The following is a 25260-nucleotide window of genomic DNA, read 5'->3' as shown; positions in this document are numbered from 1 at the left end:
TAAGCGTTTTTAATTTGTATTTACTTCTTTAATCTCTTTCTTGCCCATATAACCTCTGTAATTATCCATGGCAACTTCTAATTTTAGGAACTCTTGCTCAGACCAATGAAGATCTCTTCCATTATTTAAAACAATCACATAGGTAGTAGGTCCTTTTCTAGTTATTTCTTTGACTTCTATAATATCATTGTAGTGTATTCTGTCTTGCTTAAAAGTCCCTTTAAATACAATACCTTTTTCAAAAAAGCTAATTTTTCTATGTCTCATGCGTATCAATACTAATGACAGAATAATTACAATTATCCCTAATCCAATTACTGCAAGCCTTTGCGTACGCCAATAGTCCTGTGCCATCATGATTACTACAAACCACATAAATAACATAATCGTATACCAGATACCTGCTCTTGATTTCACAACCAACATTAAATCACCATATTCTTTATCTGATGAACTTGCTTTCATTTTTCATCATCCCCTTAATCATCGCTATTAAGCCTTTTAATTTTATCCATCTTTAAGTTAACCATTTTTCAGATTGATGAGCATCCCCTCTTTTATAAGTGGAACTAATAAATGATAGTCTATTAATTGTGTATGTTTCGGCCTAGCCTCCTTAATATCGTAATTATTAAACTTACTATTTGTTATAACTATTCCTCTATTGGCTTTATAATGCTTCATATTCTCAGAAACTCCTTGAACGGCTTCTTTCCATGAATCAGCATCTATTTCAGTCCTATACTTAGTACAGATGGCAATAACTTCTTTCTTTCTCTTTGCTATTAAATTGATACTCATTTGTTCTGATTTTGGAATACCTTCTACTTCATACCCTTTTGTTTGATATAAATCTGCTATAAGCTTGTCAAAATCTTTAGCTTCTACCTTATTTAAGTCTTCTTCGATACTATTCATATGGATCTTACCATAAGGTCCCCTCTCATCTCCGAGGCTTCCCTTCTTATAAAGCCTACTAAATGTACTTTGTCTGAGAAATGGCTTTCCTATAAGCATTAACACCCATTCAATGAAAATCAGAGTAAAGTAAGTTAAAGTGTTAGCCTCTCCTTTAAAAATCAAAAGTGCTATATAAAAACTAAACAGCATAATAAGTCCATTAAAAATGTATTTCATTGACTTCCTCCCTTTAGGTAATTACTTTCTTTAAGCATTCACCAAATGGGATTGGTTTAATCACTAGGTCTTTACTTTCTTATCCAATATATGTATAATAGTGGAGCGAGAATAAATTTGTAGACACATAAAAATCCACTTTCGGGATGTGGCCTAGTTGGTAAGGCGCTTGTCTGGGGGGCAAGAGATCGCGTGTTCAAGTCACGTCATTCCGATTAAAACCACCTTATTAGATAAATAAGGTGGTTTTTTATTTATCATCATGTGACCTTTTTAAACCTCCTAGCTCTTTTACAAAAAGGTAATAAAGCTCACCTTAAAGCAGGCTTCTTTACTCATTTTTTAATCATTACATCACAGTTTATCCCCTTTTGTCTAATTAATTTTTCGCAAAGAATTTAACAACTCTCCCTTTTTATTAAAGTACCTATTTAAATACTTTACCATTCGTGCACTTTACTTACCAGTTTCGATAAATCCCATCTTCTTTAATTTCTATGACACCTTCTTTCATCAATCTACCAATGGCTCTTTTAAAACCGGCTTTACTCATTCCTAGCTGCTCTTTAATCGTCTCTGGTGAGCTCTTATCATGAAGCTTTAACTTCCCTTCTTCTTTATATAATATCTCCATAATCTTTTTTGCATCATCTTCCATTTGCAAATGCGCTGGTTTTCTCATACTAAGTTCTAGTTTACCGTCCGGTCTAACCTTACTTACTCTTAAGTTTAATAAATCACCTACTTTATAATCTCCATAGAGCTCTTTAATAGGTATTAAACCATGATACCTGTTATCTACAGCTATAAATGCACCAAAAGCTTCTTTTATATTATAAAGGATTCCACTCACCTCGTCTTTTTCCCTATAAGGTGAATGCGCTTGTAATAGTTCATAAACCCTCATAGTGGCACAGAGTCTATCACTTTTGTCTCTATACATACCTACTAAATAAGAGCTTCCTTTATTCACTTTTTCTGTTTGCTCACTAAACGGTAAAAATAAATCTCTTTCTAATCCCCATTCTAAAAATGCACCTATACGATTAATACTTACCACTTTTAATAGTGCTAGTTCTCCTATTATTAACTTTGGCCTTTTAAGAGTTGCAATCTTTCGGCCTTCTGAATCTCTATACACAAATACTTCTATCAAATCCCCTATTTGCAAAGTTTCTGGTTTTTGCCCTCTAGGAAGTAAAATATCTCTATCACTTTTTTCTAAATCATTTAAGTATACGCCTTGCGTGGCTTCTCTTACTACTTTCAACCTCTGAAACGTTCCAATTTCTATCATTACATTCTCCTTTGCTTACTCCTACTAATCGACCTCCATCATAACACAGTCCTTAACTCAGGTGCTACCTTTCTAGCTCACTTTATTTTTATCTATTTCCTTAAAAACACAAGGTGCTTCATCTTCTTCCTTTACTAAATTGTATTGAGAACTATTGTCCTGGATAAAGTAGCAGGTCTACAGAAATCGTAATAAAAAAATACACCCCTTTATTTCTGACTTAAAATAAAGGGGGTGTATTTAAAAAATTTTTCTATTTATACAAATCCTACTATAAATTGCTATAACCAACCCTTTTCTTTCCAATACTTTTTATCTAATCCCACGATACCATTTTCATCATAAGTATTAATCATCTTTGCCATAAGCTTCATCATTATATACCTAAATAAATTAGTGCTACCTAAGTTCTGGTGAACGAGTGCTTTATAGAAGATTTTGGCTCTTTTTCTAGCTTTCTTTCTCATGCCTTCTACATTCTGTCCATATTGTGCTTCTCTTACACTAAAAGAATATATTTTTCTAAATCCAAGATATTTAAATGTACTTCTAATGGTTCGATGTGTATTTTTCATTCCTGCTCCTGCTGCTGTTGCAAAGGAGAAACCTACCTTATTAAAAAAGATAGGTTCAGGTCGATGAGAAAGCCACAGGGTAAATAAGTGATCTAATACATTTTTTAAGCCTCCAGTCACATCGAATACATAAGTGGGGGAAGCTATAATAATACCATCTGCTTCCCTCATTTGCTTTATGACGGGTAGCATGCTAGCACTATGTGGGCAATACTCTATGCCCCTTATAAGACAAGTTTTACATCCTGAGCATATATATGGCATGGCTTCTGGCACAAAAACTTCTTCAAACTCTATTTCTTCTAATCTTTCTGCTAGCTGCTTTAGCTCTCTTTTAAATACCTCCATTGACTTATAAGTAAACCCTTTTCGATTCGTCCCATAAATAATAAGTACTTTCATATCCTTTCCCCCTCGCCTCTGCTAGGCTCTTATTTTAGAGCATTATTATTCTTGAAGCTTCAATTAATAGTGTTTTAAAAATAATAGTACTAGATAAAATAAAAAACATAACCTTCCAATACCCTTGCTTTCTTATAAATAAACTACTTAATGCTGCAAAACCAATGACCGCTCCTGCTAGGGTACATAAACGTGATTGTATACTAGGGAGCGTAAACAGCCCTGCTTCTATACTCTCCCCCATAGCAGCTCGTACTGAATAATGATAGTCATCTCTAGTTGCTACCAAAATACATACCCAAAGCCCCCATAAGACAATACATAGTACCCTACGCCCCCATGTTTTTATTGTATTTCTTTTTATATAAGTATAACCTATATAAATCCATATGCTTATTATTGATAAACTAGAAATACTTGTTATTATGTTTCCAAAATATAGCTCCATTTTTATTCCCCCTTCATTAACTAACACTTGTTAGTATTATATTAACTAATGAATGTTTGTAAATCAAGTTGATTTACAGATTTTTAATTAAATTTTAATCATTTTAAAAAAATCAGTACTATCAATCCACTATTTTGTAATACAGCTCTGTAGCATAACTAGATTTAAGCGGCTCTCCTTCTTCAATATGATAAGTTCTAGTACCATCCTCCTGTCGCATGGCTCTTAAGCATAATATATCTTTTTCACTTTTTAAACTCATTTTTTGTGCATATGAATATAGATGGGTTACATAAAAAACATCTATGCTCGACTCCTTTAGAGCCTCTATTACTTCTTCTGCTAATTGTGCACCATCTTTTTCCGCAGTAGTACTGAATGTTTCATTCATCAGTATCATACTATTAGGCTTCATCATACTAATAAGATATTTCATTTTTCTAATTTCTTGTTCTAGTAAGCCTACTATCATCATTTCATCTTCCGAATCGGTAAAATGCGTAAATATCCCTGTAAAAATCTTATTTTCATATTGATTGGCTGTCACAAATAAGCCACATTGAGCCATAAGCTGTGCTATTCCTATACTTCGTAAAAAAGTAGATTTCCCACCTTGGTTAACTCCTGTAATTAACCAAAGGTGCTTGTTATTAGCTATGAAGCTATTACCTATCGTCTTTTGCTTCTTCTTTAAGCTAAGCCCAGGGTCTATAAGCTCTTTAAATATAAACCTGTCACACTCTTTCTTTAAAGTAGGCTCACATATGCATATACCTTGCTCTCTAAGTGTTTCTTCTAACTGAAAAGCACCTACATAAAAGGCAAATTCACTTTTTAATGCCTCAAATAAGTAGCCTATTTCTTTATTTAAACTTGAAAACCTTCGAATATATTCTATTAAAACAGCTTCTCTGATTTCTTCTGCTTGATTTTCTAAAGCACTATAATCTAAGCTAATCACTTTTTCTCTTTTTGCCTTTTTTCCAATCAAATACTTTTTTGGACCTTTCACCTCTTTTTTCTCCGATTCTATATATTCAAGTTCTACCTCTGTATACTTTCCTCCTCTTCCTATCTCCCCTGCTAATATAATAATGGCTCCTTCTTTGATTTTCCGAGCTATTTTTATCAAATCTTCTACCTCATAAAAAAATGAATTGGAATACTTACTTAATAGCTCCTCACATAAGCTTTGCATTTTAAAGGAATGAACTACTTCTTTTAATTGACATAAAGATTCACACACTTTATAGAGGTAGCTTACCTTTTTTTCTAGAATTTCACTTTGTGTCATAAGTCTTTTCTCACTACGGATAGTTTGATTATACTTAGGCTTTATAAATTCCTCTTCTTCCTTGGCCACTTCAATACCTTCTGACACATACTCATAAACTAATCTAAAAAGTTTAGGATACTGCTTACAATCTTTCCTTACCTGTTGTCTAGCGCTAATCTCATCTTCTTTCATTAAAGGGGTTAATAGATGTTTTTTACAAATCTCATAAATAAACCTATCCTTTTGCGCCATAGCTTCAAGGATAATCTCCAAATTCAAATCCCTTATCAACAATTCTTCATATGTTAACTGTTCTTTATTCACTCTCAGCTGCTTTTCCATGAGCTATCGCCTCCTTTATCTCCTTTTTGGTAAGACCATACTTCTTAGCTATTGTTGAAGCATAAGCCAACTCTCCGGCTGGCTTTCTTGCAATTGTATATGTTCTTGTATGAAGCGTATCTTCCAGGACTTCTGCTACTAGACTTATCATTTGTGGACAAGTATCCGTCAAGCTTGGAACATGAGTTACACAAAAAGTATGGTGGCCTTGTTTTAATAATCTCTTGATTAAACGCTGACTTAACTCGTAAGCATCTACAGAAGTAGTTGAAGAAAAAAGCTCATTAAATAAGTACATCCATTTTCCTTCATCAGAAGTTTCTAACAATGTTTTAATGCTCATTAACTCTTCTTGTAATTTGCTATTTTGTAGCATAGTACTTTCTTCTGTGCTAAAATGCGTGCATATACCTTGATACAACGGTATCTGTGCCTTACTAGCTGGTATAAATAGTCCTTGCAGGGCCAAAACAATACTTTGCCCTAGACTCCGAAGATAAGTCGTTTTTCCACCTTGATTGGCACCTGTAATCCATGCCCCATATTCCTCTGGGCCTAGCTCTATACTATTCTTAATAATTATAGGAGACATTAATTTTCTTGCTAACGCTAGATCATACATACCGCTTAGCTTTAATGATGCTTCTTTTAAAACCATAGGGTAAGTTACAAATAGACCTCTCTCTTTTAACCTTTTCTTATAAAGGATTACTTGAAAATAGAAATATAAATCTTTTCGTAATTGTCCTATCTTCGAATCATAAAAATCTTTATGATTTTCTATCCAGAATTTACACTTATTAAATAATGTTGAACATTGTTCTAATAAATAATCTCCTATTTGTTGCTCTATATTATTGTAAGTAATCTGGTTAAAAAAAGAAAATTTCTTACTATTATTATCATCTGCTTTCTCTCGATCATCCATTGTTTCCTCACAAGTGATAGTAATACTTACTTCTTTATGTGATACCTTCATAGTATAGTGAATAGTTTTTAACCTTTCATATAGGTTTTCGCTCTCTTTCCATATGTTTTGTTCTGTATTTATCAATGCTTTCATATATCCACTGGCTAATTGAAGACCTTTAGATGCTATACGGTATTCTACTAGATTAATAAACTTCACTATTGCCTCATAGTAAACTATCATAGCTTCTAGTTGATAGGCTATCCTTTGCACTTCATGAGTTACCTCCTCCTTATATCCGATTAGCTTTTGTACTAGCTGCAATTGTTCTAGTAAATAGTTAACTCCTTCAAAAACTGCATCCTTATCTAAATCTTTGAGTATATCTTGCCTATAAATAATTAAGGATAATTCATTTGGTACTTCAAAAAATAATTTTCTATACTCTTCATCATCTCTGATAGGAAATATGTCTTCTGTAATTTGATTAAGGTTCAGGTCTTTATAAAATAAAGGAACTTCCTCAAATGCTTTTTTCTCCTGCAGTGCTACCATTTTATTACCTATATACTCGTATTTGCGCTCATCTTTTTGAGATAATAACCCCTTCGGGTGCTGTTTTGCCTTTTCTTTTAGCTTGAGCATTTGTTCCTTTGATTCATATAGCAAACTAAAAAACGTCATAGCTTATCCCCTCCTTTTTAGATGGAGTATAAACTATGACGCATGTGTAAGGTCAACCTTCTTTTTTAAAGCCATAAAATTTGTGAGAAATCATGTTCTAGCTTTTCATTTTCTAAGCAAGCTAGGCGTGCTAACTTAGTGGCTTCAGCTTGTTCATCTGCTAGTTCTTTTAACATACCTAATGCTTTTAGCATAGCATTAATATTTTCAATATTATATGTGGCCACTTCCACAATTCGTTGCTGCTCTCTTCTTTTATCACATAATCTCTCAATGACTTGTTCCTTTAATAAACCTGCTTCTTTCATTTCCTTAATTTCTTGCAATGAAAAACCTACCTTTTTAAAGCTAATAATGGTATTTAACTCTAACATTTGTTCAGTATCATAGTAACGATAGCCATTTTTAGGATCTATGTATGCTGGATGAAATAGCCCTAGCTTATCATACAAACTCAGTGCTCTATCGGATACATTACAAAATGCTGCAAAATCTTTTATTTTTATAAGCATGTTTCTCTCCCCCCTTTTGCTAACTGCATTGTATTCTTCGTGTTCTTGCTTTACCACTTTTCCTACAAGTAACTCTTTTCATTCAATAAGAAGCACTCAAATTGTTCCTAATTCTAGTAGACATTTGAGTGCTTCTTATTAAATTACTTTTTACTCACCTAAATACGCTTTCTTAATAGAATCATCATTAATTAGATCTTTTGCATTACCTTCTAGTACAATCTTCCCTGTTTCTAGAACATAAGCTCTATCTGCAATAGAAAGTGCTTTTTTAGCATTTTGCTCTACAAGAAGAACGGTTGTACCGCTACTACTAATTTCCTCAATAATCTTAAAAATCTCGGAGACATATAATGGAGAAAGTCCCATAGAAGGTTCGTCCATTAAAATAATTTTAGGATGTGACATAAGTGCTCTACCCATTGCTAGCATTTGTTGCTCACCGCCACTTAAAGTCCCTGCAATTTGTTCTTTTCTTTCTTCAAGTCTTGGGAACTTGGTATAAATCATACGAAGTGTTTCTTCCATTTCTTTCTTATCTTTACGAGTATATGCGCCTAACTTTAAATTTTCAAGCACTGTCAGCTCTTGAAAAATTCTTCTACCTTCTGGTACATGGGCCATTCCCATACTTACAATATGATGTGCTGGTGTTTTAAGAAGGTTTTTTCCTTCAAATTCTATACTTCCTGCTCTGGCATCTACTAAACCTGTAACGGTATGAAGAATAGTGGTTTTTCCCGCACCATTGGCACCAATTAAAGCAATAACTTCACCCTCATTAACTTCAAAAGAGATTCCCTTGATTGCTTGAATCATGCCATAATATACTTCTAGATTTTCTACTTTTAACATAGCCATAAGGTTATCTCCTCTCTATTCTCCTAAGTAGGCTGTAATAACTTGTGGATCATTTAATACCTTGCTGGTTTCACCATGGGCAAGTTCTTTCCCAAAGTTAAGTACTGTAATCTCTTCACATATACCCCCTACAAGCTTCATATCATGTTCAATAAGTAAAATCGTCATCTCAAACTTATCTCTTACAAAGCGAATAGTCTCCATGAGTTCTGCTGTTTCATTAGGATTCATGCCCGCTGCTGGTTCATCTAAGAGAAGAAGCTTTGGATTAGTTGCTAATGCCCTAGCAATCTCTAACTTTCTTTGCTTACCATAAGGTAAATTAGATGCTAACGTCTCTTTTTCTTTATCTAAATCAAATACAGCCAAAAGCTCTGTAGCTTTCTCATTCATTTCTTTTTCTTCTTTAAAATAACGAGGCAAACGAAACATTCCTTCTGCCACAGTATAATGCTTTTGATTATGCAAGCCAATTTTGACATTATCAAGAACTGACATATTATTAAACAAACGGATATTTTGAAAAGTTCTTGCAATTCCTTTGCGATTAATCTCTATAGTAGCTCTACCAGTTAAATCTTCACCATCTAATAAGAAGGTGCCGCTAGTTGGCTTATAAACACCTGTAATCATATTAAATACAGTTGTTTTCCCTGCACCATTAGGTCCTATTAAGCCATATAATTGTCCTTTTTCAATTTTTAAATTAAGTCCATCTACTGCTCTAAGGCCACCAAATACAATGGTTAAATTATTAACCTCTAATAACGCCATCTTCAGCTCCTCCTTTCTGTGCTTTTTTACCTTTTAATTTAGCGAAAAAGCTCTTTTTAAATTCAGCAAACTTTGGAGATGCATTTAGAATCATCATAACAATAAGCACGACTGCATAAATAAGCATTCTATAATCCGCAAGACCACGAAGTACCTCCGGAAGTACAGTAATAATAGTAGCTGCAATAATAGAACCTCTAATACTGCCCATACCGCCTAGTACTACAATAACTAAAATCTCAATAGATTTATTAAAGTCAAAGGTATCTGGTTTTAAAATACCTAGGTTATGGCCATATAATACGCCTGCCGCACCTGCAAAGAAAGCAGCTACAACAAAAGCCAATAACTTATGATAAACTACATTAATACCTACAGACTCAGCTGCTATAATATTATCTCGAATAGAACAAATAGCTCTACCTGCTCTAGAATTAACTAAGTTAGAAATTATAATAACTGTAATGACGATAATCACAAATACTAAGGTATAGTTTGCAGACTTATCAATTCCTTTTAAACCACCTGCACCACCTGTAACCTCTATATTCATCAAAATAGAACGAATAATTTCTCCAAAAGCCAGCGTCACTATTGCTAAATAATCTCCTTTTAATCTTAGTGCAGGAATACCGATAATACATCCAAATACTGCTGCTACTAAACCACCAATAATAAGAGCAATAGGTAGCTCAATATATGTTGGTAAATTAGCATAGATTGTAAACATACACCCAGCATAAGCACCTACCGACATGAAACCTGCATGACCTAAGGTTAGCTCTCCTAAAAAACCAACAGTTAAGTTAAGAGAGACCGCTAAAATAATATTAACTCCAATTGGTACTAATAAACTTTGATAGTGTCTTGATAAAGAACCTGTCTCTACAAGCATAAAAACAAGAGCATAAACTGCTATTGCAGTAACAATTGCTATGATATTCTTTTTATGTATGAGTTTTTTCATAGTCGTCACCTATACCTTATCCGTTCTCATTTTACCTAATAAACCAGCTGGTTTCACTAGAAGAACAATAATTAATACACTAAACACAATAGCATCAGCTAAATTAGTGGAAATATATGCTTTTGATAAGCTCTCAATAATGCCTAATAAAATACCTCCTAGCATAGCACCAGGCACACTACCTATTCCCCCAAGAACAGCTGCTACGAAAGCCTTAATTCCTGGAAGAGAACCTGTATAAGGGCCTACAAACCCATAAGAACTCACGTAAAGCACACCAGCTACTGCAGCTAGTGCGGAACCAATAGCAAAAGTAATAGAAATGGTACGATTAACATTAATCCCCATCAATTGAGCTGCTCCTTTATCTTCTGAAACAGCTAACATAGCTTTACCAATTTTCGTTTTATTTATAAATAAAGTAAGACCTATCATAATAATAAGTGTTACCCCTAAAGTAACAATAGATTCACCAGTTAATTCAATGCCTGCTATTTGTATAGGCTGAATAGTAATAACTGAATTTACTTTTCTTTGTTTAGATCCAAAAAGCAATAAAGCTACGCTTTGTAAGAAATAACTTACACCAATAGCAGTAATAAGCACTGTAAGGGGTGATGCTTTTCTAAGAGGTTTATAAGCAATTTTCTCAATAGTTACACCAAGTACTGAACAGACCACAACGCTAGCTATTACTGCTACAGTAGGTGGTAAATTAAGGCTTGTCATAATTAAAGACAATGTATAAGCACCGACCATAATAACGTCTCCATGTGCAAAGTTCAACATTTTCGCAATACCATAAACCATGGTATAACCAAGGGCAATAAGTGCATAAATACTTCCAAGATTAAGTCCATTAATAAGTTGTTCAATAAAGCCCATGTTTGTTCCTCCTTTTTAATTCGTTTATCTTCTCTCTTTCATAGCTAATCATCTCTAATACCTCCACAAGCAGCCAGATCCAATCTCTTAGATTGCCTCTGGGGGCATAAGAGGTGGCTAACTAAATAAAATGCTGCCCTAAATAGCTCTCCTACTAGTCTTAAGCAAGCTATTTAAGGGCAGCCTTAAACATAGATTAATATCTATTATTTAGCAACATATTGTCCATCTTGGATCATAGCAACCAAAGCTGATTTATTTGGTTCACCCTCAGCTGTGAAAGTCATATCGCCTGTAACACCTTTAACTTCAATTTTAGTCATAGCAGCAACTAGATTTTCATTTGTCACATCACTACCACAGGCTTCAATAGCAGCTTTGATAGCATATACTGCATCGTAACCATCTGCTGCAAATTGATCCGGTGTAGCATTATATGCTTTTTCGTAAGCAGCTACAAAAGATTTTACATTTTCTTTGTCAGCTGTAGCAACGAATGGTGTAAGGAAAATAGCTCCATTAATATTAGTTGTGTCACCACCTAATTGATCAATTACGCCATCCCAACCATCAGCACCAAAATATGGTAAGCTAACACCTACTGTTGTAGCTTGTTCTGAAATAGCAGCTACTTCTGCATAGTAGATTGGAAGGAAGATACAATCAGCATTAGTTCCTTTAATTTTTGTAAGTTGTGTTTTAAAGTCAATATCACCTGATGTAAATGATTCCTCAGCAGCAATATTTAAACCTACATTACCTGCTTCAGCTACAAATGCTTCTTTAATTCCCTTACTATAATCACTAGCTACATCATAAATAATAGCTACATTTTTATAACCATTGTCAGCTATGTATTTAGCCATTGTTTGACCTTGAAGTGGGTCTGTAAAGCAAATTCTGAAACTATTTGGTTGTTTTGTACATTCTTGAGCTGAACCGCTTGGTGTGATCTGAAGAATGCCATCTTTTACAGATTCATCAGATACAGCAATTGAACATCCTGATGTAACTGCACCAACAAGTGCTGTAACGCCTTGGTCCATAATTTTGTTATATGCACTAACTGCTTTTTCTGCATCATTTACATCATCTTCAAATACAAGTTCTAATTTTTTTCCATTAACACCACCAGCTGCATTAATTTCATCAATAGCAACTTGTGATCCTTGTTTAACAGAAATACCATAAGAAGATGCATCTCCTGTTAGAGGTCCAATTCCTCCAATTTTATAAACATCACCAGATGTAGCTTTGTCACCACATCCTACTAAACTAGCAGCACACATAGTAGCAGCTAAAATGGCTAAACTTGCTTTAAAACTCTTTTTCATCGTCTTATCCCCCCTGGATTAAATTGACTTTTGACATATCTTTAACCAATATATTCATTACGTCAAAGTTAATGAAAATACAAAAAAATATTTTACATAAAAAATATACTATCATTTATAACATTTGTCAATTTATAATCTCGTACAGTTTATTCTGAATATTTAAAATAACGATGTTTTTGATTTACATTTTTTACAAATTGATTGTCCTTATTCCCTTTAATTACTGCATTATGCTTTGATTATTTTTTAATTTTTGCAATTTTAATGTGTTAATATATCTTTTCCTTTTTAAAGCTCTTAGTGACTTATGTCACTTTAATTCATTATAAGATTTTATTAATATTACAAAAAAAGAGCTTGCAACTTCTAATTTGCAGCTCCTTTTAATCTATCCTTCTTTTTTCTCTACACTTCTCTAAATTGCTTTCTATATACACTAAAAAAAATGATAAATACTAGTAACAAATTAATGCCTATTATTGCACCTTGTTCTAACGTGTACATCCTTAAACTCGGCTTACTTATTAAATAACTAATTTGTTGGCTATACGTAATTTTAGCTATTTTTTCAATACTTGTATTAAAACTCGATAACATTGGAAATAGAGAAAGCACCAGTCCTAGTGGTACTGTTAAAGCAGTAGCCCCCATTTGATTTTTAGCTACTAGCCCTACTATAAAACCAATAAGCATAGAACAAATACTTCCTAACATCATGTTCATTATAAAGCTTACAAAACTACCACCACTCCACTTTCCCATTATGGCGAAACACAACGTTCCTATATGGGTTCCTAAAAAAATAAAACTTCCCACACCTATTAAATAAGTTATTGGCTTTACATTAGCTAGCATTAATACTTTTAAAGTACTTTTCTCTTTTTCTTCCGCAACTACTGAAGCTGTAGCTACAATAGGTAAAAATACCATATGCATAGATGCAAATATTTTTATAAAGAAATTTTCTTCACCTACCTGTGGTGCTATAGCTGTTACCATGATAAACCCTAATAACGGATACACAATATATAAAACTAATACCTGAGTATCTTTAAGTGTATCTTTTATCTGCTTAATAAAAATGGCTCCTACTTTATTTAACTGAATCACTGAGCTAGCTCCTTTCCTGTTAATTTAATAAAAACCTTTTCTAAATTCGGTTCAGAGGAATGAATAGTAGCAACTTGTTCTTCTTCAAAATATTTAGCAATCACCTTTCCACTTGAGGGAATATGCTCTAATTCCACCACTTCTCCATCCTTTTGTAAAATAACAATCTTATTTTCTAAACTATGTTTAAGACAAATCTCTCTTGGTGTACCATATTCTATGATGGTCCCCTCAAAAAGTAGAGCTACTTGATCGCAAAGCTTTGTTGCCTCCTCCATATTGTGAGTTGTCAAAAATACTGTTGCCCCTTCATCTCTTAGACTTAAGATGAGTTCGTGAATAGTTTTAGCCGTTGTAGGATCTAGCCCGCTAGTAGGTTCATCTAAAAAAAGAAGCTTAGGTTTATTTAAAATAGCCCTTGCTAATACAAGGCGTTGCAACATACCCTTTGAAAGTTTTTGTACAGAAATCTTCTTTGCATCTTTTAAAGCTACTTGTTCCAATACCTCATCAATTCTGACTTTAGGCAAATGATAGAGCCTAACAAACAATAAAAGATTATCATAAACACTTAACCTAGTATATAAACCACAATTATCTAGTACCATGCCCATTTGATTATACTCTCTATCAGTTAATTGCTCACTTGAGATTCCTAACACTTCCGACTTTCCTGTAGTAGCTTTTAACTGTCCTGTTATTATTTTTAATAAAGTTGTCTTCCCTGCTCCAGAAGGTCCTAATAAGCCCAAGATTTCTCCTTGACTTACTTGTATGTTAATATCTTTTAAAGCTATTTTTTCACCAAAACACTTTTGTATATGTTCTAGGCTAATGACCATTTCTTTCCACCTCCTGTTTTTTTTGATACGCTGTTAATAATCTTTCATATTCCTTTTCTCTGCTTTTAAAAATCACACTAAAAATAAACATACTGATTAATAAGCTGACTATATAAGACACAATGAACCCTATCCACGCTAAGCCACTATCTATCGGAAACCATCCCCACCAAGCTACTAAAATTGTTATTGCAATAAATATGGTACTCATAAATAAAATCATTCTTTTGGCATAGCTCATTTTTTTAATCCAACATTCTGTTAGAAATACATGTTGCATGCTCGTCATAATAAAAGAAAGAATTGCAACTTGAAATATCCCCCCATAACTTAATCCTCTTGCTCCCAAAATAGTAGAAGCCCATTGTGCTTTTTCTCCACCCCACGCCCCAGTAATAGCAATAATTAAAAGCGCAACCATAAAACACCTTGCCATCTGGTCAAAAAACTTTATTAAACCAACTCGCTCCTTCATTATATTTTACCTAACCTTTCCTTTATATGAATGGCGTATTGCCTAGAGACATATAATTTCTCTTCATTACTCATAGTGACCTCTAAACGTCCACCAAGATCTGGTTTAATACGCTTAATATGTGAGAAATTAATTATTATTGATTTGCCGGCTCTAAAAAAATTGCTAGCTTCTAGCAGCTCTTCTAATTCATAGAGCTTTAAATTACTTTCATAAATGTCCCCAGCTGTATATAAAAAAGTATGCTTATCCACAGTGTCAATGTATAATATCTGAATAACATCTAAAATATAGATTTGTTGGTCTTTTATACCTTTTAGCTTCTTATTAAATAGCTCTAGTAGATCTTGAATTCGTTTTACTTCTTCATTTGCTTCTTTACAACGTATAATAACCTCTATCTCATTTTGATCTATTTGTGTATCAATATGAATTTTCACAGTTTCTCCACCTAACCTTCCCCCTTATATCCAATATATTTAAAATTATATATTCTTTCAATTAATTATTTCTAAGTTGCTACTTATAATACCTAAGTGGTAAGTAGCTTATACAATTTAATAAGGCGGATACCGTTCTTACGATATCCACCTTATTAGTTGTATTCTTATTTATTTTTTAACTTATGACCGTTTCAGTCAACCTATTTCAACTACATGATCTAGCCTTACCGGTTGACTTTTTTTCATTCCGAATAATGTATTAAGAACGGGGCAGCGCTTTAATACTACATAGATAGCTATAGTAGCAATAAAACTTAAAATCATTATCACTAAACTTTGCACACTTCTATATGGCACCAGAGGTAATACATAATAACCAATAGTAATAATAACAGTCTGATGAATAAAATAAATCCCAAAGGAAGCTTTTGCTAAATAACTAAAAAAACACTAACGGTCTTTAATCACATAAGTATTAGCAATGCAATCATGTAACCCTTGCTTTTGCGCAGAAAGTCCAATCATTATAAAACCTATAAAGAAAAAGGCTAATGATAAAAGCTTGGAAAAACATCTTAAGATACCTTGAAGTAAAGTAATACTTTCTCCCTTTGCATTAACAACACGTATTTTCATCGCTCGCTTTCCAAGTGTAGCCCCTTTAGCAAATACTTCAAGACCAACAAAGTAGATGCTCATCATTAATGCTAGAACGTCTCTATTAAATATTTTCTCTATAGGTTCTCCAATTATCCCCCACAAAATAGCTAATACAATAAAATCAATCCCAAAAGCTATTGTTCTAGAGAAAAAGCCCGCAAAAATACCACGAACATACTTTAAGTCTTGTGATGCTTCCATTGCTTGGCTTTTTCTTAATTCTTCTTGCTCCCTTTGTAATCTGTAACGTTCAGCTACTTCCCTTTGTTTTCTCTGCCTTCTTGTTTCATATCCTACTGGTGGTATAGGATTAGCCCTGGTATTTTGTATATCATTTATTGAAGAATTTGGCCTAGAATGAACTGTATCGGCCGAGGTTGTTGCAGTCGCTGTGCCTCCTGTAGTAGTACTTGTGGGTCCATTAATCTTAATATTAATGCCACCTACATTCACTTCTATATTTGAACCTTGAGTTTGTCTAACCTCTGGTACTGGTATTGGATTTTCTATGGGTGCCCCACATCCTCCACATGTCACTTCCCCTGGTAAGCATGTTCTCCCACAATATTCACATTTCATTTCTAATCTCCCCTATAAGTATTAATCTGTTTATACTGCTTTATTCGTTATTAGATTATTTTACCATGTTTTAACTATTTTTTATATTATATTATGTATTTTATATCAATCAAATTATTCAATTAATATAATACGTATTTTATTAATTGATATTCCTAGTACACAAAGCTATCCACTTCTAGTCATTGGTACATAAAACAGGGTAAGGCCTTATGGAAATTATCTTTCATACTACCTTACCCTTATATTTATTTTAAATACTACTCCATCTTAGTAATTCTAAACTCTGCATAATTACTATGATATACCCAGGCTTTATTGATTAATCCCTATAATGTAAAGATAAGCATCTTCTTTCTTAGAGATGGCATATTCTTCAAGCACTGTACATTGACTTCTACTACTTACTTCTTTCAATACTAAACTCTTATCTCTTGTATACATAATTATTACAGCTTCATTCTTTAATACCCGCAATGCCTTATTAAAAAACTCATGATATAGCATTACCATTTCTTGCTCAGATTTTCTGCCTCCACGGGTTGGCATATTGGTAAAGATTTCATCAAATAAATAGTTATGTGTAAAGTCAAAGAAATCACGATTTATAAAGTTAATAACGGCCTCTGCTCTTTTGGCATTAATAATTGCCTTATCTATGGCTTCTCCAAATAAATCAATACCATACATTGGATTTGCTGGAACTAACTTATGACGTTCTATCAGCATTGTGCCTACTCCACAGAATGGGTCTAATACCTGTGCCCCTTCTTTTAAATATGGCTCAGAAATTTTAGCTACAAGGGCTGCCGTTACTGGCTGAATACTAGCTGCTACTGCATGCTTTCTATATTCAAAACGCTCATCTTTAATGGTATAAAGCTTAAGAAGTACATTAAACTGCCCTTCTTTATTTTCAACTAACCTAATTTCCACTTCATAATTTGAGGTAGAATTAATTAATGCTCTATCTGATGCTTTTTCTAACTCGAAAGCCAATTTTTTGGCAAAAGCACTTTTCTTATCTAGAGGCATTTTAGTTTTTATCTCTAATCTAAAATAATAAGGCAATTCTCCTGTATGTCTTTTAGTCAAAAATGCTAATAAACCACCTTTATATATAGCCATTGCCGCTTCTGTTGGGTCATTTACAACAGTGGTTACATCTTTTAATCGAAAAAGTAATTCTGAATAAGTTCGAATACTTAATATTTCTTTTAGATCTTTTGTTCGTACTAATACCCCTGCATTAAAAATCCTTTTGTTGCCTTGGTGAATTTGTTCTAAAGTAATATCTTGGTGATCTCTATTAGTGAGTAAAATCAAATCCGATAATTCATCATATCCTATGAAAGTATGCCCTTCAGGTCTTTCTATATCTAAAATCATATTAGTAAGTATCTTCATTTCTTCATGAATATGCTTCATACTTGTTTCTTCAAAGTTACTAGTTGTTAAAAAGCTTAAACGTTCCTTCAATTCTTCAAGCAAATGACGATAATCCAAATGACTTAGTGCCACTAGATAGTCTCCTTTAACAAAAAGCTTATCTTCCTTTATATAGGCTTCAAAAAGCTTATCAACAAATTCAGGTACTGCTAATTCTCCCATAATTAAGGCTGTATTTTTACGCACTTTAGCATCTTCATCTTCTAACAACTTGTATAAAAGTGTATAACTACCTGCTAAATAATAAATAAAAGCCATACGATTACTTTCTTCTTTTAATAGCTTTTTAAGTTCTATAAGATTTTTTCTAACCTCGTGTCCACCTTGTATATTTTCATAAATTGCTCTAAGCATATTTTCTCCTTATGACTCATGTGTTATAGTTGCTCAATTTACACTATCACCTTTTAACTCTTTTCGCAACTCCTACCTTTAGATAAACGCCTTTTATTACCTACCCAAACAGTATCTTAAATATATTATTTGCATTAATGTTATTTTCAAAGCATTATTCCTACTTGTAAAATTGAATTACATACATTGCTCCCTCTAGCTTACGTCAAAACAAGCTGTTTCTACTATGGAGTATTTTAATTACTAATATTTTATAAAATATTTAAGGAAGTACATGCTATTAGAACTACCCACTATATTACATTCACCTAAATATATTAAAAAACGCAAGCCCTAGTTCTAGGAGCTTGCGTTTTTATTTAACTAAGAGGATTTGTTAATGGTTTGGAATGGTTTTGTTTATCTACTACTACATTCTTTCGTGGAAGGTACGGCTGATAACATCTAATTGTTGTTCTTTTGTAAGCTTAATAAAGTTTACAGCATATCCTGATACACGAATTGTAAGTTGTGGGTATTTTTCTGGGTGGTCCATTGCATCAAGTAATACTTCTTTATTAAGAACGTTTACATTGATGTGTTGTCCTGTTTGGCCAAAGTAACCATCTAAGATACCTACCATGTTTGTAATACGATCTGTTTCGTTATTACCAAGTGTTGATGGTACTAATGAGAATGTATATGAAATACCATCATTAGCATGTTCGAATGGTAATTTAGCAACTGAAGCACATGCTGCAAGAACACCTTTTGTTTCTCTACCATTCATTGGGTTTGCACCTGGTGAGAATGGTACACCAGCTTGACGTCCGTCTGGTGTTGCTCCTGTTTTCTTACCATATACAACGTTTGATGTAATTGTAAGAACAGATTGTGTGTATACAGAGTTTCTATATGGTGTGTGTTTTCTGATTTCTTGCATAAAGTCCTCTACTAATGATACAGCAATTGAGTCTACCTTATCATCGTTGTTTCCGTATGCTGGGTATTCCCCTTCGATTTCGAAGTCAATTGCAATACCTTCTTCATTTCTAATAGGTTTAACTTTAGCATATTTAATAGCTGATAATGAGTCTGTTGCTACTGCAAGACCTGCAATACCACATGCCATTGTTCTTAAGATATCTGTATCATGAAGTGCCATTTCAATTCTTTCATAAGCATACTTATCATGCATGAAGTGAATAATGTTAAGAGCATCTGTATAAACCTTAGCAACCCATGCTTTAGTGATTTGGTAGTTTTTCATTACTTTATCGTAGTCAAGATATTCATCACCAGTCATTGGTTCAATACCTGGTACTACTTTGATACCAGTTTTTTCATCTACCCCACCATTAATTGCATAAAGTACAGCTTTAGCAAGGTTAGCACGAGCACCAAAGAATTGCATTTGTTTACCGATTCTCATTGGAGATACACAACAAGCAATACCGTAGTCATCACCAAATTGTGGTCTCATAAGGTCATCACTTTCATATTGAATAGCTGATGTATCAATAGATACTTTTGCACAGAAGTTTTTGTAACCTTGTGGGAAATGTTCACTCCAAAGTACTGTTAAGTTTGGTTCTGGAGCTGGTCCAATGTTGTAAAGTGTGTGAAGGTAACGGAAACTATTTTTAGTTACAAGTGAAGCACTCATATCTTCTAACATACCACCAAGTGATTCTGTTACCCATGTTGGGTCTCCTGAGAATAATTCGTTGTATTCTGGAGTTCTAAGGAATCTGATGATACGAAGTTTCATGATAAATTGATCAATGATTTCTTGAACTTCTTGTTCTGTAAGTTTACCTTCTTGTAAATCTCTTTCTGCATAAATATCAAGGAATGTAGATGTACGTCCGATTGACATAGCTGCACCATCTTGTTCTTTAGTTGCTGCAAGGTATGCAAGATATAACCACTGTGTTGCTTCTTGGAAATTCTCAGCTGGTCTAGCTAAATCAAAACCATACATTTGACCTAATTCTTTAAGTTCATTTAAGGCTTTGATTTGTTCTGCTAATTCTTCACAGTCTCTCATTGTTTCTGCTGTAAATACTTTAGAACGTTCTTCTTTATCTTTCATTTTGAATTCGATTAATTTATCGATTCCGTAAAGAGCAACTCTTCTGTAGTCACCAATAATACGTCCACGACCGTAAGCATCTGGAAGACCTGTTACAACGCCTACTTTACGTGCTGTACGAATATCTTTGTTATATACATCGAATACACCTTGGTTATGTGTTTTTCTGTATTTTGTAAAGATTTCTTTCATTTCTGGATCTACTTCATAATCGTATGCTTTTAAAGCATTTTCTACAACTCTCATCCCACCAAATGGATGACAGCTTCTTACAAGTGGTGCATCTGTTTGAAGACCAACGATTTTTTCTTTATCTTTATCAATATAACCTGCTGCGTGAGAAGTGATTGTTGCTACTGTTTTAGTATCTGCAAAACAACCTCTTTCTCTTTCTTTTACCATAAGTTCGCTAAGTTCACTCCAAAGATCTAATGTGTCTTGTGTAGGACCAGCTAAGAAACTATCGTCACCTGTATATTCTGTATAGTTGTTAACGATGAAATCTCTTACATTAATTTCGTTTTCCCATTTGCCTGATTTAAAGTTTCTCCAATGTGTCATATGCGCTGTAAAAGTAGATGCTTTGTGCTCTACCCTTACTACACCCCCTTTGATTAGTGAATTTTGACTTTGTATACTGTATACACTTCTAACTTGAATTCATTATACTATATGAATTTCGTTTTGTAAATAATAATTATTATTTTACAGTAAATATTTTTTAATAATTTAAGTTTTCTATTAGAGTCTAAACTTATTTGTATTTAAACAAAAAAAATGTTACCCCTTTGGGTAACATCTCACTTACTATATCCATCTATCATTTTAAGCATTTATTAATTGCTTCTACTATTCTATCGGCTTGAAAAGGCTTAACAATAAAGTCTCTGGCTCCTGCTTGAATAGACTCTAGTACCATTGCTTGTTGTCCCATAGCTGAGCACATAATAATTTTGGCATTTGGATCTTCAGCTTTAATTTGCTTTACAGCACCAATCCCATCTAATTCAGGCATTGTAATATCCATTAATACTAAGTCCGGGGATACTTCTTTATAACGTTCAATTGCTCTTAGACCATTTTCTGCTTCACCAGCTACTTCAAACCCATTCTTTGTTAAGATATCTTTTAACATCATTCTCATGAATGCTGCATCATCTACCACCAATATTCTTCCTGCCATTTGTTTCACCTCATATATCTAGTCTTTAATCTTTCTTCTTATTTCGTAATAATAAGTCGATTTCTTTAGTTTTATACTTTACTTTAAGATTATACCATAATTTCCTATATCACGGAATAATATTCTTACTTATCTCTTCACCTATTATTTTTAACCCTTTAGAAATCTCTTCTTTCTTCAGCCTTGCAAATCCTATACGAAGACTAGAAGTTACTTTCATACTAGGTTCAAAAATATCACCTGGCATAAATAGTACTCCTCTCCTATAGCACTGCTTTAGTAGTTCCCTCGTATCTATCTTATGATTTAACTCAATAAAAATATGAAGTCCTCCCTCTCCCCAAAGCTTCTCATAAGGTATATATTCTTTGATTTGCTCTACTGTATATAAATATTTTTCTCGATAATATTTTTTTGCTTTTTTTACATAGCGTTCAAAGGCACCACTTTTCATATATTGCACAAAAACAGCTTGATCTACGAAGGAAGTATGAATCGTTTTTGCCCTCTTTACACTTTCCAAAGTATCAATGCAGGCTGAGTCTGCCATAATCCAACCCAACCTTAATCCAGGAAATAGTATTTTAGAAAGACTTCCTATATAAATAATATGATTACTTTCACCGGTCAGTGCCATAAGTGGCATAATATGCGAACTAGAATATAAAAGTTCTTCGTTAAACCCATCTTCTATACAAGGCGTATGATAGTCACTTAATATACCATAAACAATTCGCCTTCTTTCTCCGCTCATTACAATTCCTGTGGGATTTTGATAGGAAGGTGTTAGATATACCCACTTAGGCTTATATTTAAGTATAGCATTCTCTAAAGCCTCTGGTAATATGCCTTGTTCATCCATAGGTACCCCTACTACCTGCAAACCATAAGCCTTCATCATTTTTAACGTTGTATGATGAGTTGGACTTTCACATAAAATAACATCTCCTGCCTGAGTGTACGTACTTAAAATAAGATCTAGCCCTTCCGTAAAGCCATTGGTTATTAAAATATCTTTTTTGTTCCCGTCTACACCTTTACCTACCATATAGTTCATTAAATACTCTATTAAATCTCTATAACCTTTTGCGTAGCCATAATTAAGTAGTTTTTCTCCCTCTAGAGCCATAACATCTAAGAACGCTCTTTTAAACTCTTCTACATCGAATAAATTTCCTTCTGGTGCAATACTTTTAAAAGAAATCATTCCTTTTTCATAGCGGGGTTCTGTTTTAATAATATCCATTTGTTCACATGTTTGACCATAGCTATTAATCCGCTGTTTCCACTTTATGTTCACTTCTTGCCAATCATTTTTAGCTTCTTCTTTTACAAAAGAGCCTTTTCCCTTAATACTATAAATGATGCCTCTGCTCTCTAAGTTTTCATAAGCTGTTAAAACTGTATTTCTACTAATCCCCAGTACACTACTAGCTTCTCTGGTAGAGGGTAATTTACTATCCTTAATTAATGCTCCTGCTTTTACCGCTTTTTCTATATGTTTTTCTATTTGCTCATAAATAGGGGTATCTTGATTAAGTATTAGTGTAGAAAAAATCAAATTTACTCCTCCTTGCTGTTTAAGTTACTAAGCGTATCCAATATATTCACTTTATCATACATCCTTTTTATACTCAACATTGCCTATAGAGGTAGATAGTAAAACATCCTCTTATCTTTAATACTTCAAATAAGAGGATGTTTTTATTATTTTATTTTTATAGTCGTTCTTTGTTCACAGCTTTTGCAAATATAAGTCGCTTCTGTTTCTTTTAGCTCATGAATTTCCATGAACTCCCCACAGTGAGGACAAGTTTTGTAGCGTTTGAGGCTATAAGGTAATGTGCTAGATTTTTCTTTCGTAAGTTGCTTTTGTACTTTATCTACTGGATCAAATTCACCCATACGTTCTTTAACATCTTGCTTAGTAGTCTTGTGTGACACTTTTTCAAATTCATCCATACGAGATTCTACATTCATTCCTTATCCTCCTTTTACGTCTATTTTATATCATTTTATTGTAAGAAAGCTGATCCTATTGATTGAATATTATTTTGTATACTTTGAGCTATAGCCATTAATTCTGCTGTAGTAAGTTCCAAAACATATTTTACTTCTTCTTTACTTTCAAACTTAACATCTTTTGCTTTAATAGCCTTTGCACCATATTCTACTGCAAGATTAACTTGCATTTCATTACTGTAATCATCACTTACTTTACAAGTTAATTCATCTATAGTAGTAGATATTTCTTTTGCACTTACTACTTTGGTTCCTTTTCCTGCTATAGTAGCTGACCCTGTGTAAGGAAGTGTTGCTTCGAAGTTAACTTCAAAGTTATTATCCTTAGCTTTTGAATCATAAGACGTATTATAGCTAATAAAACCTGTTTCTCCATCAGATGTAATGCTTACTTTGAAAGCTTGTTCGAATACACTACCTTTTTCACCCAAATTATTATTAAATGCCACTTCTACTTGAGCCTCATCATTTACTCCAAACGAAAAGCCAATCTCATTAAGTAAATTTTCTTTATCACCCAAATTAAATTCAACACTTATCATCTCTTCATCATATGCATTATCAATAATAGTGCACACTCCTGATCGAATAAAATAATCATCTACATGAAGTTCAAATTTTACATCTACATCACCATATGTACTGCCTTGTGCTATTTGTTCTAATAATTCTTCTTGAGTAACACCTGAGTATTTTGCTACTAAATTAAATAGGCGGTCAGCAAAATCTAGTTCCATGATAATAGCCATTTGTTCTTTATTAAAATTGGCCATTTGCTCACCAGTTACAGTAACCTCATAAACATCGTAGCCTTCTACTTTTTCATTAAGCTTTTCTATATCCAAGCCTTTAATGGTATCTTCATATAATTTATTAACCTTGTCAATATACTCTTTATTATCTGCCATGCCTAAAATGCCATTAAAATAGTCACCTATGGCAGTAAACATTTCTTTAACTTCTTCTATTTGTGCTTCATCAATACTTTCTCCGCCCCCTAGTGCATACATCGGTGAGTTTTGTAAGTCTTCAAATAAAGTATCTAATTTAATAGCATATGGATTTCCTAGTACTTTAGGAATATCAATTCCTAATTCTTGGTCAGCTTTATAAAGCGTCGCACCAACCAATTCTAAATCACCTTGCTTTGCTTTTAAATCAGCATTCCAGTACTTCCCGTCTTTAGTATAAGCTAAATCACCTTGAACAGCTAAATCTTTTACAACGGCATTAATAATGCTCTCATTTTCCATGCCGCTTACACCTTTAATTTTTACATTAAAGTTCATATCAGCCGCTTCTGATTTTAAAATATCAGCTAAAACCTTGCCACCATTTCTTTCTTCAAGTAATGTCATCTCACTAGCTAACTTGTCTTGTGTATTAAGAAGCGCTGTATGTACTATTTCTTGTGGTGTGCCCTTTAACGTTCTCAATTTAACTTTAGAACCATTATTTCCCAAACCACCCATAGCTAATAAACCTACTGTTATTGCTAATACTCCCACAATACATGCAATGAGTACTATAATCTTCTTATTACCCTTTTCACTATTTTTTGTGCTCATTACTTCATTTTGATTATTTTCTTCCAACTTCGTTCCCCCTTAAATCATTATATGTATATCACATACCTTTACATTATATCGGAATAGATAGAAT

At 33.3% G+C, this 25260-nt stretch carries 24 protein-coding genes and 1 tRNA gene; 1 reads left to right on the top strand and 24 read right to left on the bottom strand.

All coding sequences use genetic code 11. The annotated features are described in order from the left end of the window. Nucleotides 1-9: 9 nt before the first annotated feature. Nucleotides 10-465 (bottom strand): DUF986 family protein, encoded by a 456-nt coding sequence (locus tag EKH84_RS07690; protein WP_127065852.1) that lies wholly within the window; start codon nt 463-465, stop codon nt 10-12. A gap of 57 nt (nt 466-522) precedes the next feature. Beyond that, the gene (locus EKH84_RS07685; protein ID WP_127065851.1) at nt 523-1137 is read right to left on the bottom strand and encodes a restriction endonuclease; all 615 of its coding nucleotides are present in this window, start codon (nt 1135-1137) and stop codon (nt 523-525) included. 142 nt (nt 1138-1279) lie between these two features. On the opposite strand from EKH84_RS07685, the gene EKH84_RS07680 reads away from it, so the two are divergent. After that, nucleotides 1280-1352: transfer RNA gene (locus EKH84_RS07680), tRNA-Pro, on the top strand. A gap of 245 nt (nt 1353-1597) precedes the next feature. Here EKH84_RS07680 and EKH84_RS07675 read toward each other — a convergent pair. The 22 genes from EKH84_RS07675 to EKH84_RS07570 all read right to left on the bottom strand — a co-directional run bounded on the left by EKH84_RS07675 (nt 1598) and on the right by EKH84_RS07570 (nt 25193). Continuing rightward, nucleotides 1598-2434 (bottom strand): CvfB family protein, encoded by an 837-nt coding sequence (locus EKH84_RS07675; protein WP_127065850.1) that lies wholly within the window; start codon nt 2432-2434, stop codon nt 1598-1600. Nucleotides 2435-2715: 281 nt separating this feature from the next. Then, entirely contained in the window at nt 2716-3411 is a 696-nt protein-coding gene (locus tag EKH84_RS07670) for a flavodoxin family protein (protein WP_127065849.1), read from the bottom strand. Nucleotides 3412-3445: 34 nt separating this feature from the next. Beyond that, the gene (locus EKH84_RS07665; protein WP_013655956.1) at nt 3446-3859 is read right to left on the bottom strand and encodes a hypothetical protein; all 414 of its coding nucleotides are present in this window, start codon (nt 3857-3859) and stop codon (nt 3446-3448) included. 121 nt (nt 3860-3980) lie between these two features. After that, nucleotides 3981-5477, bottom strand: a complete 1497-nt coding sequence (locus tag EKH84_RS07660; RefSeq protein WP_127065848.1) for a MutS-related protein — start codon at nt 5475-5477, stop codon at nt 3981-3983. Beyond that, entirely contained in the window at nt 5452-7071 is a 1620-nt protein-coding gene (locus EKH84_RS07655; RefSeq protein ID WP_127065847.1) for a MutS-related protein, read from the bottom strand. The genes EKH84_RS07660 and EKH84_RS07655 overlap by 26 nt, the downstream gene beginning before the upstream one ends. Nucleotides 7072-7136: 65 nt before the next feature. After that, a complete protein-coding gene (locus EKH84_RS07650; protein ID WP_127065846.1) occupies nt 7137-7583 on the bottom strand; it encodes a MerR family transcriptional regulator in 447 nt (148 codons plus the stop codon). A 150-nt stretch (nt 7584-7733) separates the two neighbouring features. Beyond that, nucleotides 7734-8444: an ABC transporter ATP-binding protein gene (locus tag EKH84_RS07645; RefSeq protein ID WP_127065845.1), complete on the bottom strand. Its 711-nt coding sequence runs from the start codon at nt 8442-8444 to the stop codon at nt 7734-7736. A gap of 15 nt (nt 8445-8459) precedes the next feature. Beyond that, a complete protein-coding gene (locus tag EKH84_RS07640; protein ID WP_127065844.1) occupies nt 8460-9218 on the bottom strand; it encodes an ABC transporter ATP-binding protein in 759 nt (252 codons plus the stop codon). Then, entirely contained in the window at nt 9199-10185 is a 987-nt protein-coding gene (locus EKH84_RS07635) for a branched-chain amino acid ABC transporter permease (protein WP_127065843.1), read from the bottom strand. The genes EKH84_RS07640 and EKH84_RS07635 overlap by 20 nt, the downstream gene beginning before the upstream one ends. A 9-nt stretch (nt 10186-10194) precedes the next feature. Next, a complete protein-coding gene (locus EKH84_RS07630; RefSeq protein ID WP_013655949.1) occupies nt 10195-11070 on the bottom strand; it encodes a branched-chain amino acid ABC transporter permease in 876 nt (291 codons plus the stop codon). A 206-nt stretch (nt 11071-11276) separates the two neighbouring features. Beyond that, nucleotides 11277-12404 (bottom strand): ABC transporter substrate-binding protein, encoded by a 1128-nt coding sequence (locus tag EKH84_RS07625; protein ID WP_013655948.1) that lies wholly within the window; start codon nt 12402-12404, stop codon nt 11277-11279. A 408-nt stretch (nt 12405-12812) separates the two neighbouring features. Then, nucleotides 12813-13517, bottom strand: coding sequence for an ABC transporter permease (locus EKH84_RS07620; RefSeq protein WP_190283534.1), 705 nt, complete (start codon nt 13515-13517; stop codon nt 12813-12815). Beyond that, nucleotides 13514-14359, bottom strand: coding sequence for an ABC transporter ATP-binding protein (locus EKH84_RS07615; protein ID WP_127065841.1), 846 nt, complete (start codon nt 14357-14359; stop codon nt 13514-13516). Before EKH84_RS07615 ends, EKH84_RS07620 begins: the two co-directional genes overlap by 4 nt. Beyond that, a complete protein-coding gene (locus EKH84_RS07610) occupies nt 14349-14834 on the bottom strand; it encodes a hypothetical protein (RefSeq protein ID WP_013655946.1) in 486 nt (161 codons plus the stop codon). The genes EKH84_RS07615 and EKH84_RS07610 overlap by 11 nt, the downstream gene beginning before the upstream one ends. Beyond that, on the bottom strand, nt 14834-15274 hold the full coding sequence (locus tag EKH84_RS07605) for a LytTR family DNA-binding domain-containing protein (RefSeq protein ID WP_127065840.1): 441 nt from the start codon (nt 15272-15274) through the stop codon (nt 14834-14836). Before EKH84_RS07605 ends, EKH84_RS07610 begins: the two co-directional genes overlap by 1 nt. Before the next feature lie 453 nt (nt 15275-15727). After that, nucleotides 15728-16516: an RDD family protein gene (locus EKH84_RS07600; RefSeq protein ID WP_127065839.1), complete on the bottom strand. Its 789-nt coding sequence runs from the start codon at nt 16514-16516 to the stop codon at nt 15728-15730. A gap of 315 nt (nt 16517-16831) precedes the next feature. Then, nucleotides 16832-18319, bottom strand: a complete 1488-nt coding sequence (locus EKH84_RS07595; protein ID WP_127065838.1) for a TRM11 family SAM-dependent methyltransferase — start codon at nt 18317-18319, stop codon at nt 16832-16834. A gap of 409 nt (nt 18320-18728) precedes the next feature. Beyond that, complete coding sequence (pflB, locus tag EKH84_RS07590) at nt 18729-20954, bottom strand: formate C-acetyltransferase (RefSeq protein ID WP_127065837.1); 2226 nt, start codon at nt 20952-20954, stop codon at nt 18729-18731. A gap of 259 nt (nt 20955-21213) precedes the next feature. After that, complete coding sequence (locus tag EKH84_RS07585; protein WP_013655940.1) at nt 21214-21576, bottom strand: response regulator; 363 nt, start codon at nt 21574-21576, stop codon at nt 21214-21216. Nucleotides 21577-21685: 109 nt separating this feature from the next. Next, nucleotides 21686-23137 (bottom strand): aminotransferase-like domain-containing protein, encoded by a 1452-nt coding sequence (locus EKH84_RS07580; RefSeq protein ID WP_127065836.1) that lies wholly within the window; start codon nt 23135-23137, stop codon nt 21686-21688. Nucleotides 23138-23283: 146 nt separating this feature from the next. After that, entirely contained in the window at nt 23284-23556 is a 273-nt protein-coding gene (locus EKH84_RS07575) for a hypothetical protein (protein WP_013655938.1), read from the bottom strand. A gap of 35 nt (nt 23557-23591) precedes the next feature. Continuing rightward, nucleotides 23592-25193 (bottom strand): hypothetical protein, encoded by a 1602-nt coding sequence (locus EKH84_RS07570; protein ID WP_127065835.1) that lies wholly within the window; start codon nt 25191-25193, stop codon nt 23592-23594. Between the last annotated feature and the right edge of the window lie 67 nt (nt 25194-25260).

Source organism: Cellulosilyticum sp. WCF-2 (assembly GCF_003990395.1).
In the GTDB taxonomy this organism is placed as follows: domain Bacteria; phylum Bacillota; class Clostridia; order Lachnospirales; family Cellulosilyticaceae; genus Cellulosilyticum; species Cellulosilyticum lentocellum.
Note: the sequence above shows the minus strand (reverse complement) of the source record. Positions and strands in the feature narration are given on the sequence as shown.

What these genes read in the sequence shown, in the direction of transcription:
- EKH84_RS07690 (WP_127065852.1), bottom strand. Translation starts at nt 465, where the DNA reads ATGAAAGCAAGTTCATCAGATAAAGAATATGGTGATTTAATGTTGGTT.
- EKH84_RS07685 (WP_127065851.1), bottom strand. Translation starts at nt 1,137, where the DNA reads ATGAAATACATTTTTAATGGACTTATTATGCTGTTTAGTTTTTATATA.
- EKH84_RS07675 (WP_127065850.1), bottom strand. Translation starts at nt 2,434, where the DNA reads ATGATAGAAATTGGAACGTTTCAGAGGTTGAAAGTAGTAAGAGAAGCC.
- EKH84_RS07670 (WP_127065849.1), bottom strand. Translation starts at nt 3,411, where the DNA reads ATGAAAGTACTTATTATTTATGGGACGAATCGAAAAGGGTTTACTTAT.
- EKH84_RS07665 (WP_013655956.1), bottom strand. Translation starts at nt 3,859, where the DNA reads ATGGAGCTATATTTTGGAAACATAATAACAAGTATTTCTAGTTTATCA.
- EKH84_RS07660 (WP_127065848.1), bottom strand. Translation starts at nt 5,477, where the DNA reads ATGGAAAAGCAGCTGAGAGTGAATAAAGAACAGTTAACATATGAAGAA.
- EKH84_RS07655 (WP_127065847.1), bottom strand. Translation starts at nt 7,071, where the DNA reads ATGACGTTTTTTAGTTTGCTATATGAATCAAAGGAACAAATGCTCAAG.
- EKH84_RS07650 (WP_127065846.1), bottom strand. Translation starts at nt 7,583, where the DNA reads ATGCTTATAAAAATAAAAGATTTTGCAGCATTTTGTAATGTATCCGAT.
- EKH84_RS07645 (WP_127065845.1), bottom strand. Translation starts at nt 8,444, where the DNA reads ATGGCTATGTTAAAAGTAGAAAATCTAGAAGTATATTATGGCATGATT.
- EKH84_RS07640 (WP_127065844.1), bottom strand. Translation starts at nt 9,218, where the DNA reads ATGGCGTTATTAGAGGTTAATAATTTAACCATTGTATTTGGTGGCCTT.
- EKH84_RS07635 (WP_127065843.1), bottom strand. Translation starts at nt 10,185, where the DNA reads ATGAAAAAACTCATACATAAAAAGAATATCATAGCAATTGTTACTGCA.
- EKH84_RS07630 (WP_013655949.1), bottom strand. Translation starts at nt 11,070, where the DNA reads ATGGGCTTTATTGAACAACTTATTAATGGACTTAATCTTGGAAGTATT.
- EKH84_RS07625 (WP_013655948.1), bottom strand. Translation starts at nt 12,404, where the DNA reads ATGAAAAAGAGTTTTAAAGCAAGTTTAGCCATTTTAGCTGCTACTATG.
- EKH84_RS07615 (WP_127065841.1), bottom strand. Translation starts at nt 14,359, where the DNA reads ATGGTCATTAGCCTAGAACATATACAAAAGTGTTTTGGTGAAAAAATA.
- EKH84_RS07610 (WP_013655946.1), bottom strand. Translation starts at nt 14,834, where the DNA reads ATGAAGGAGCGAGTTGGTTTAATAAAGTTTTTTGACCAGATGGCAAGG.
- EKH84_RS07600 (WP_127065839.1), bottom strand. Translation starts at nt 16,516, where the DNA reads ATGAAATGTGAATATTGTGGGAGAACATGCTTACCAGGGGAAGTGACA.
- EKH84_RS07595 (WP_127065838.1), bottom strand. Translation starts at nt 18,319, where the DNA reads ATGCTTAGAGCAATTTATGAAAATATACAAGGTGGACACGAGGTTAGA.
- pflB (WP_127065837.1), bottom strand. Translation starts at nt 20,954, where the DNA reads ATGACACATTGGAGAAACTTTAAATCAGGCAAATGGGAAAACGAAATT.
- EKH84_RS07585 (WP_013655940.1), bottom strand. Translation starts at nt 21,576, where the DNA reads ATGGCAGGAAGAATATTGGTGGTAGATGATGCAGCATTCATGAGAATG.
- EKH84_RS07575 (WP_013655938.1), bottom strand. Translation starts at nt 23,556, where the DNA reads ATGAATGTAGAATCTCGTATGGATGAATTTGAAAAAGTGTCACACAAG.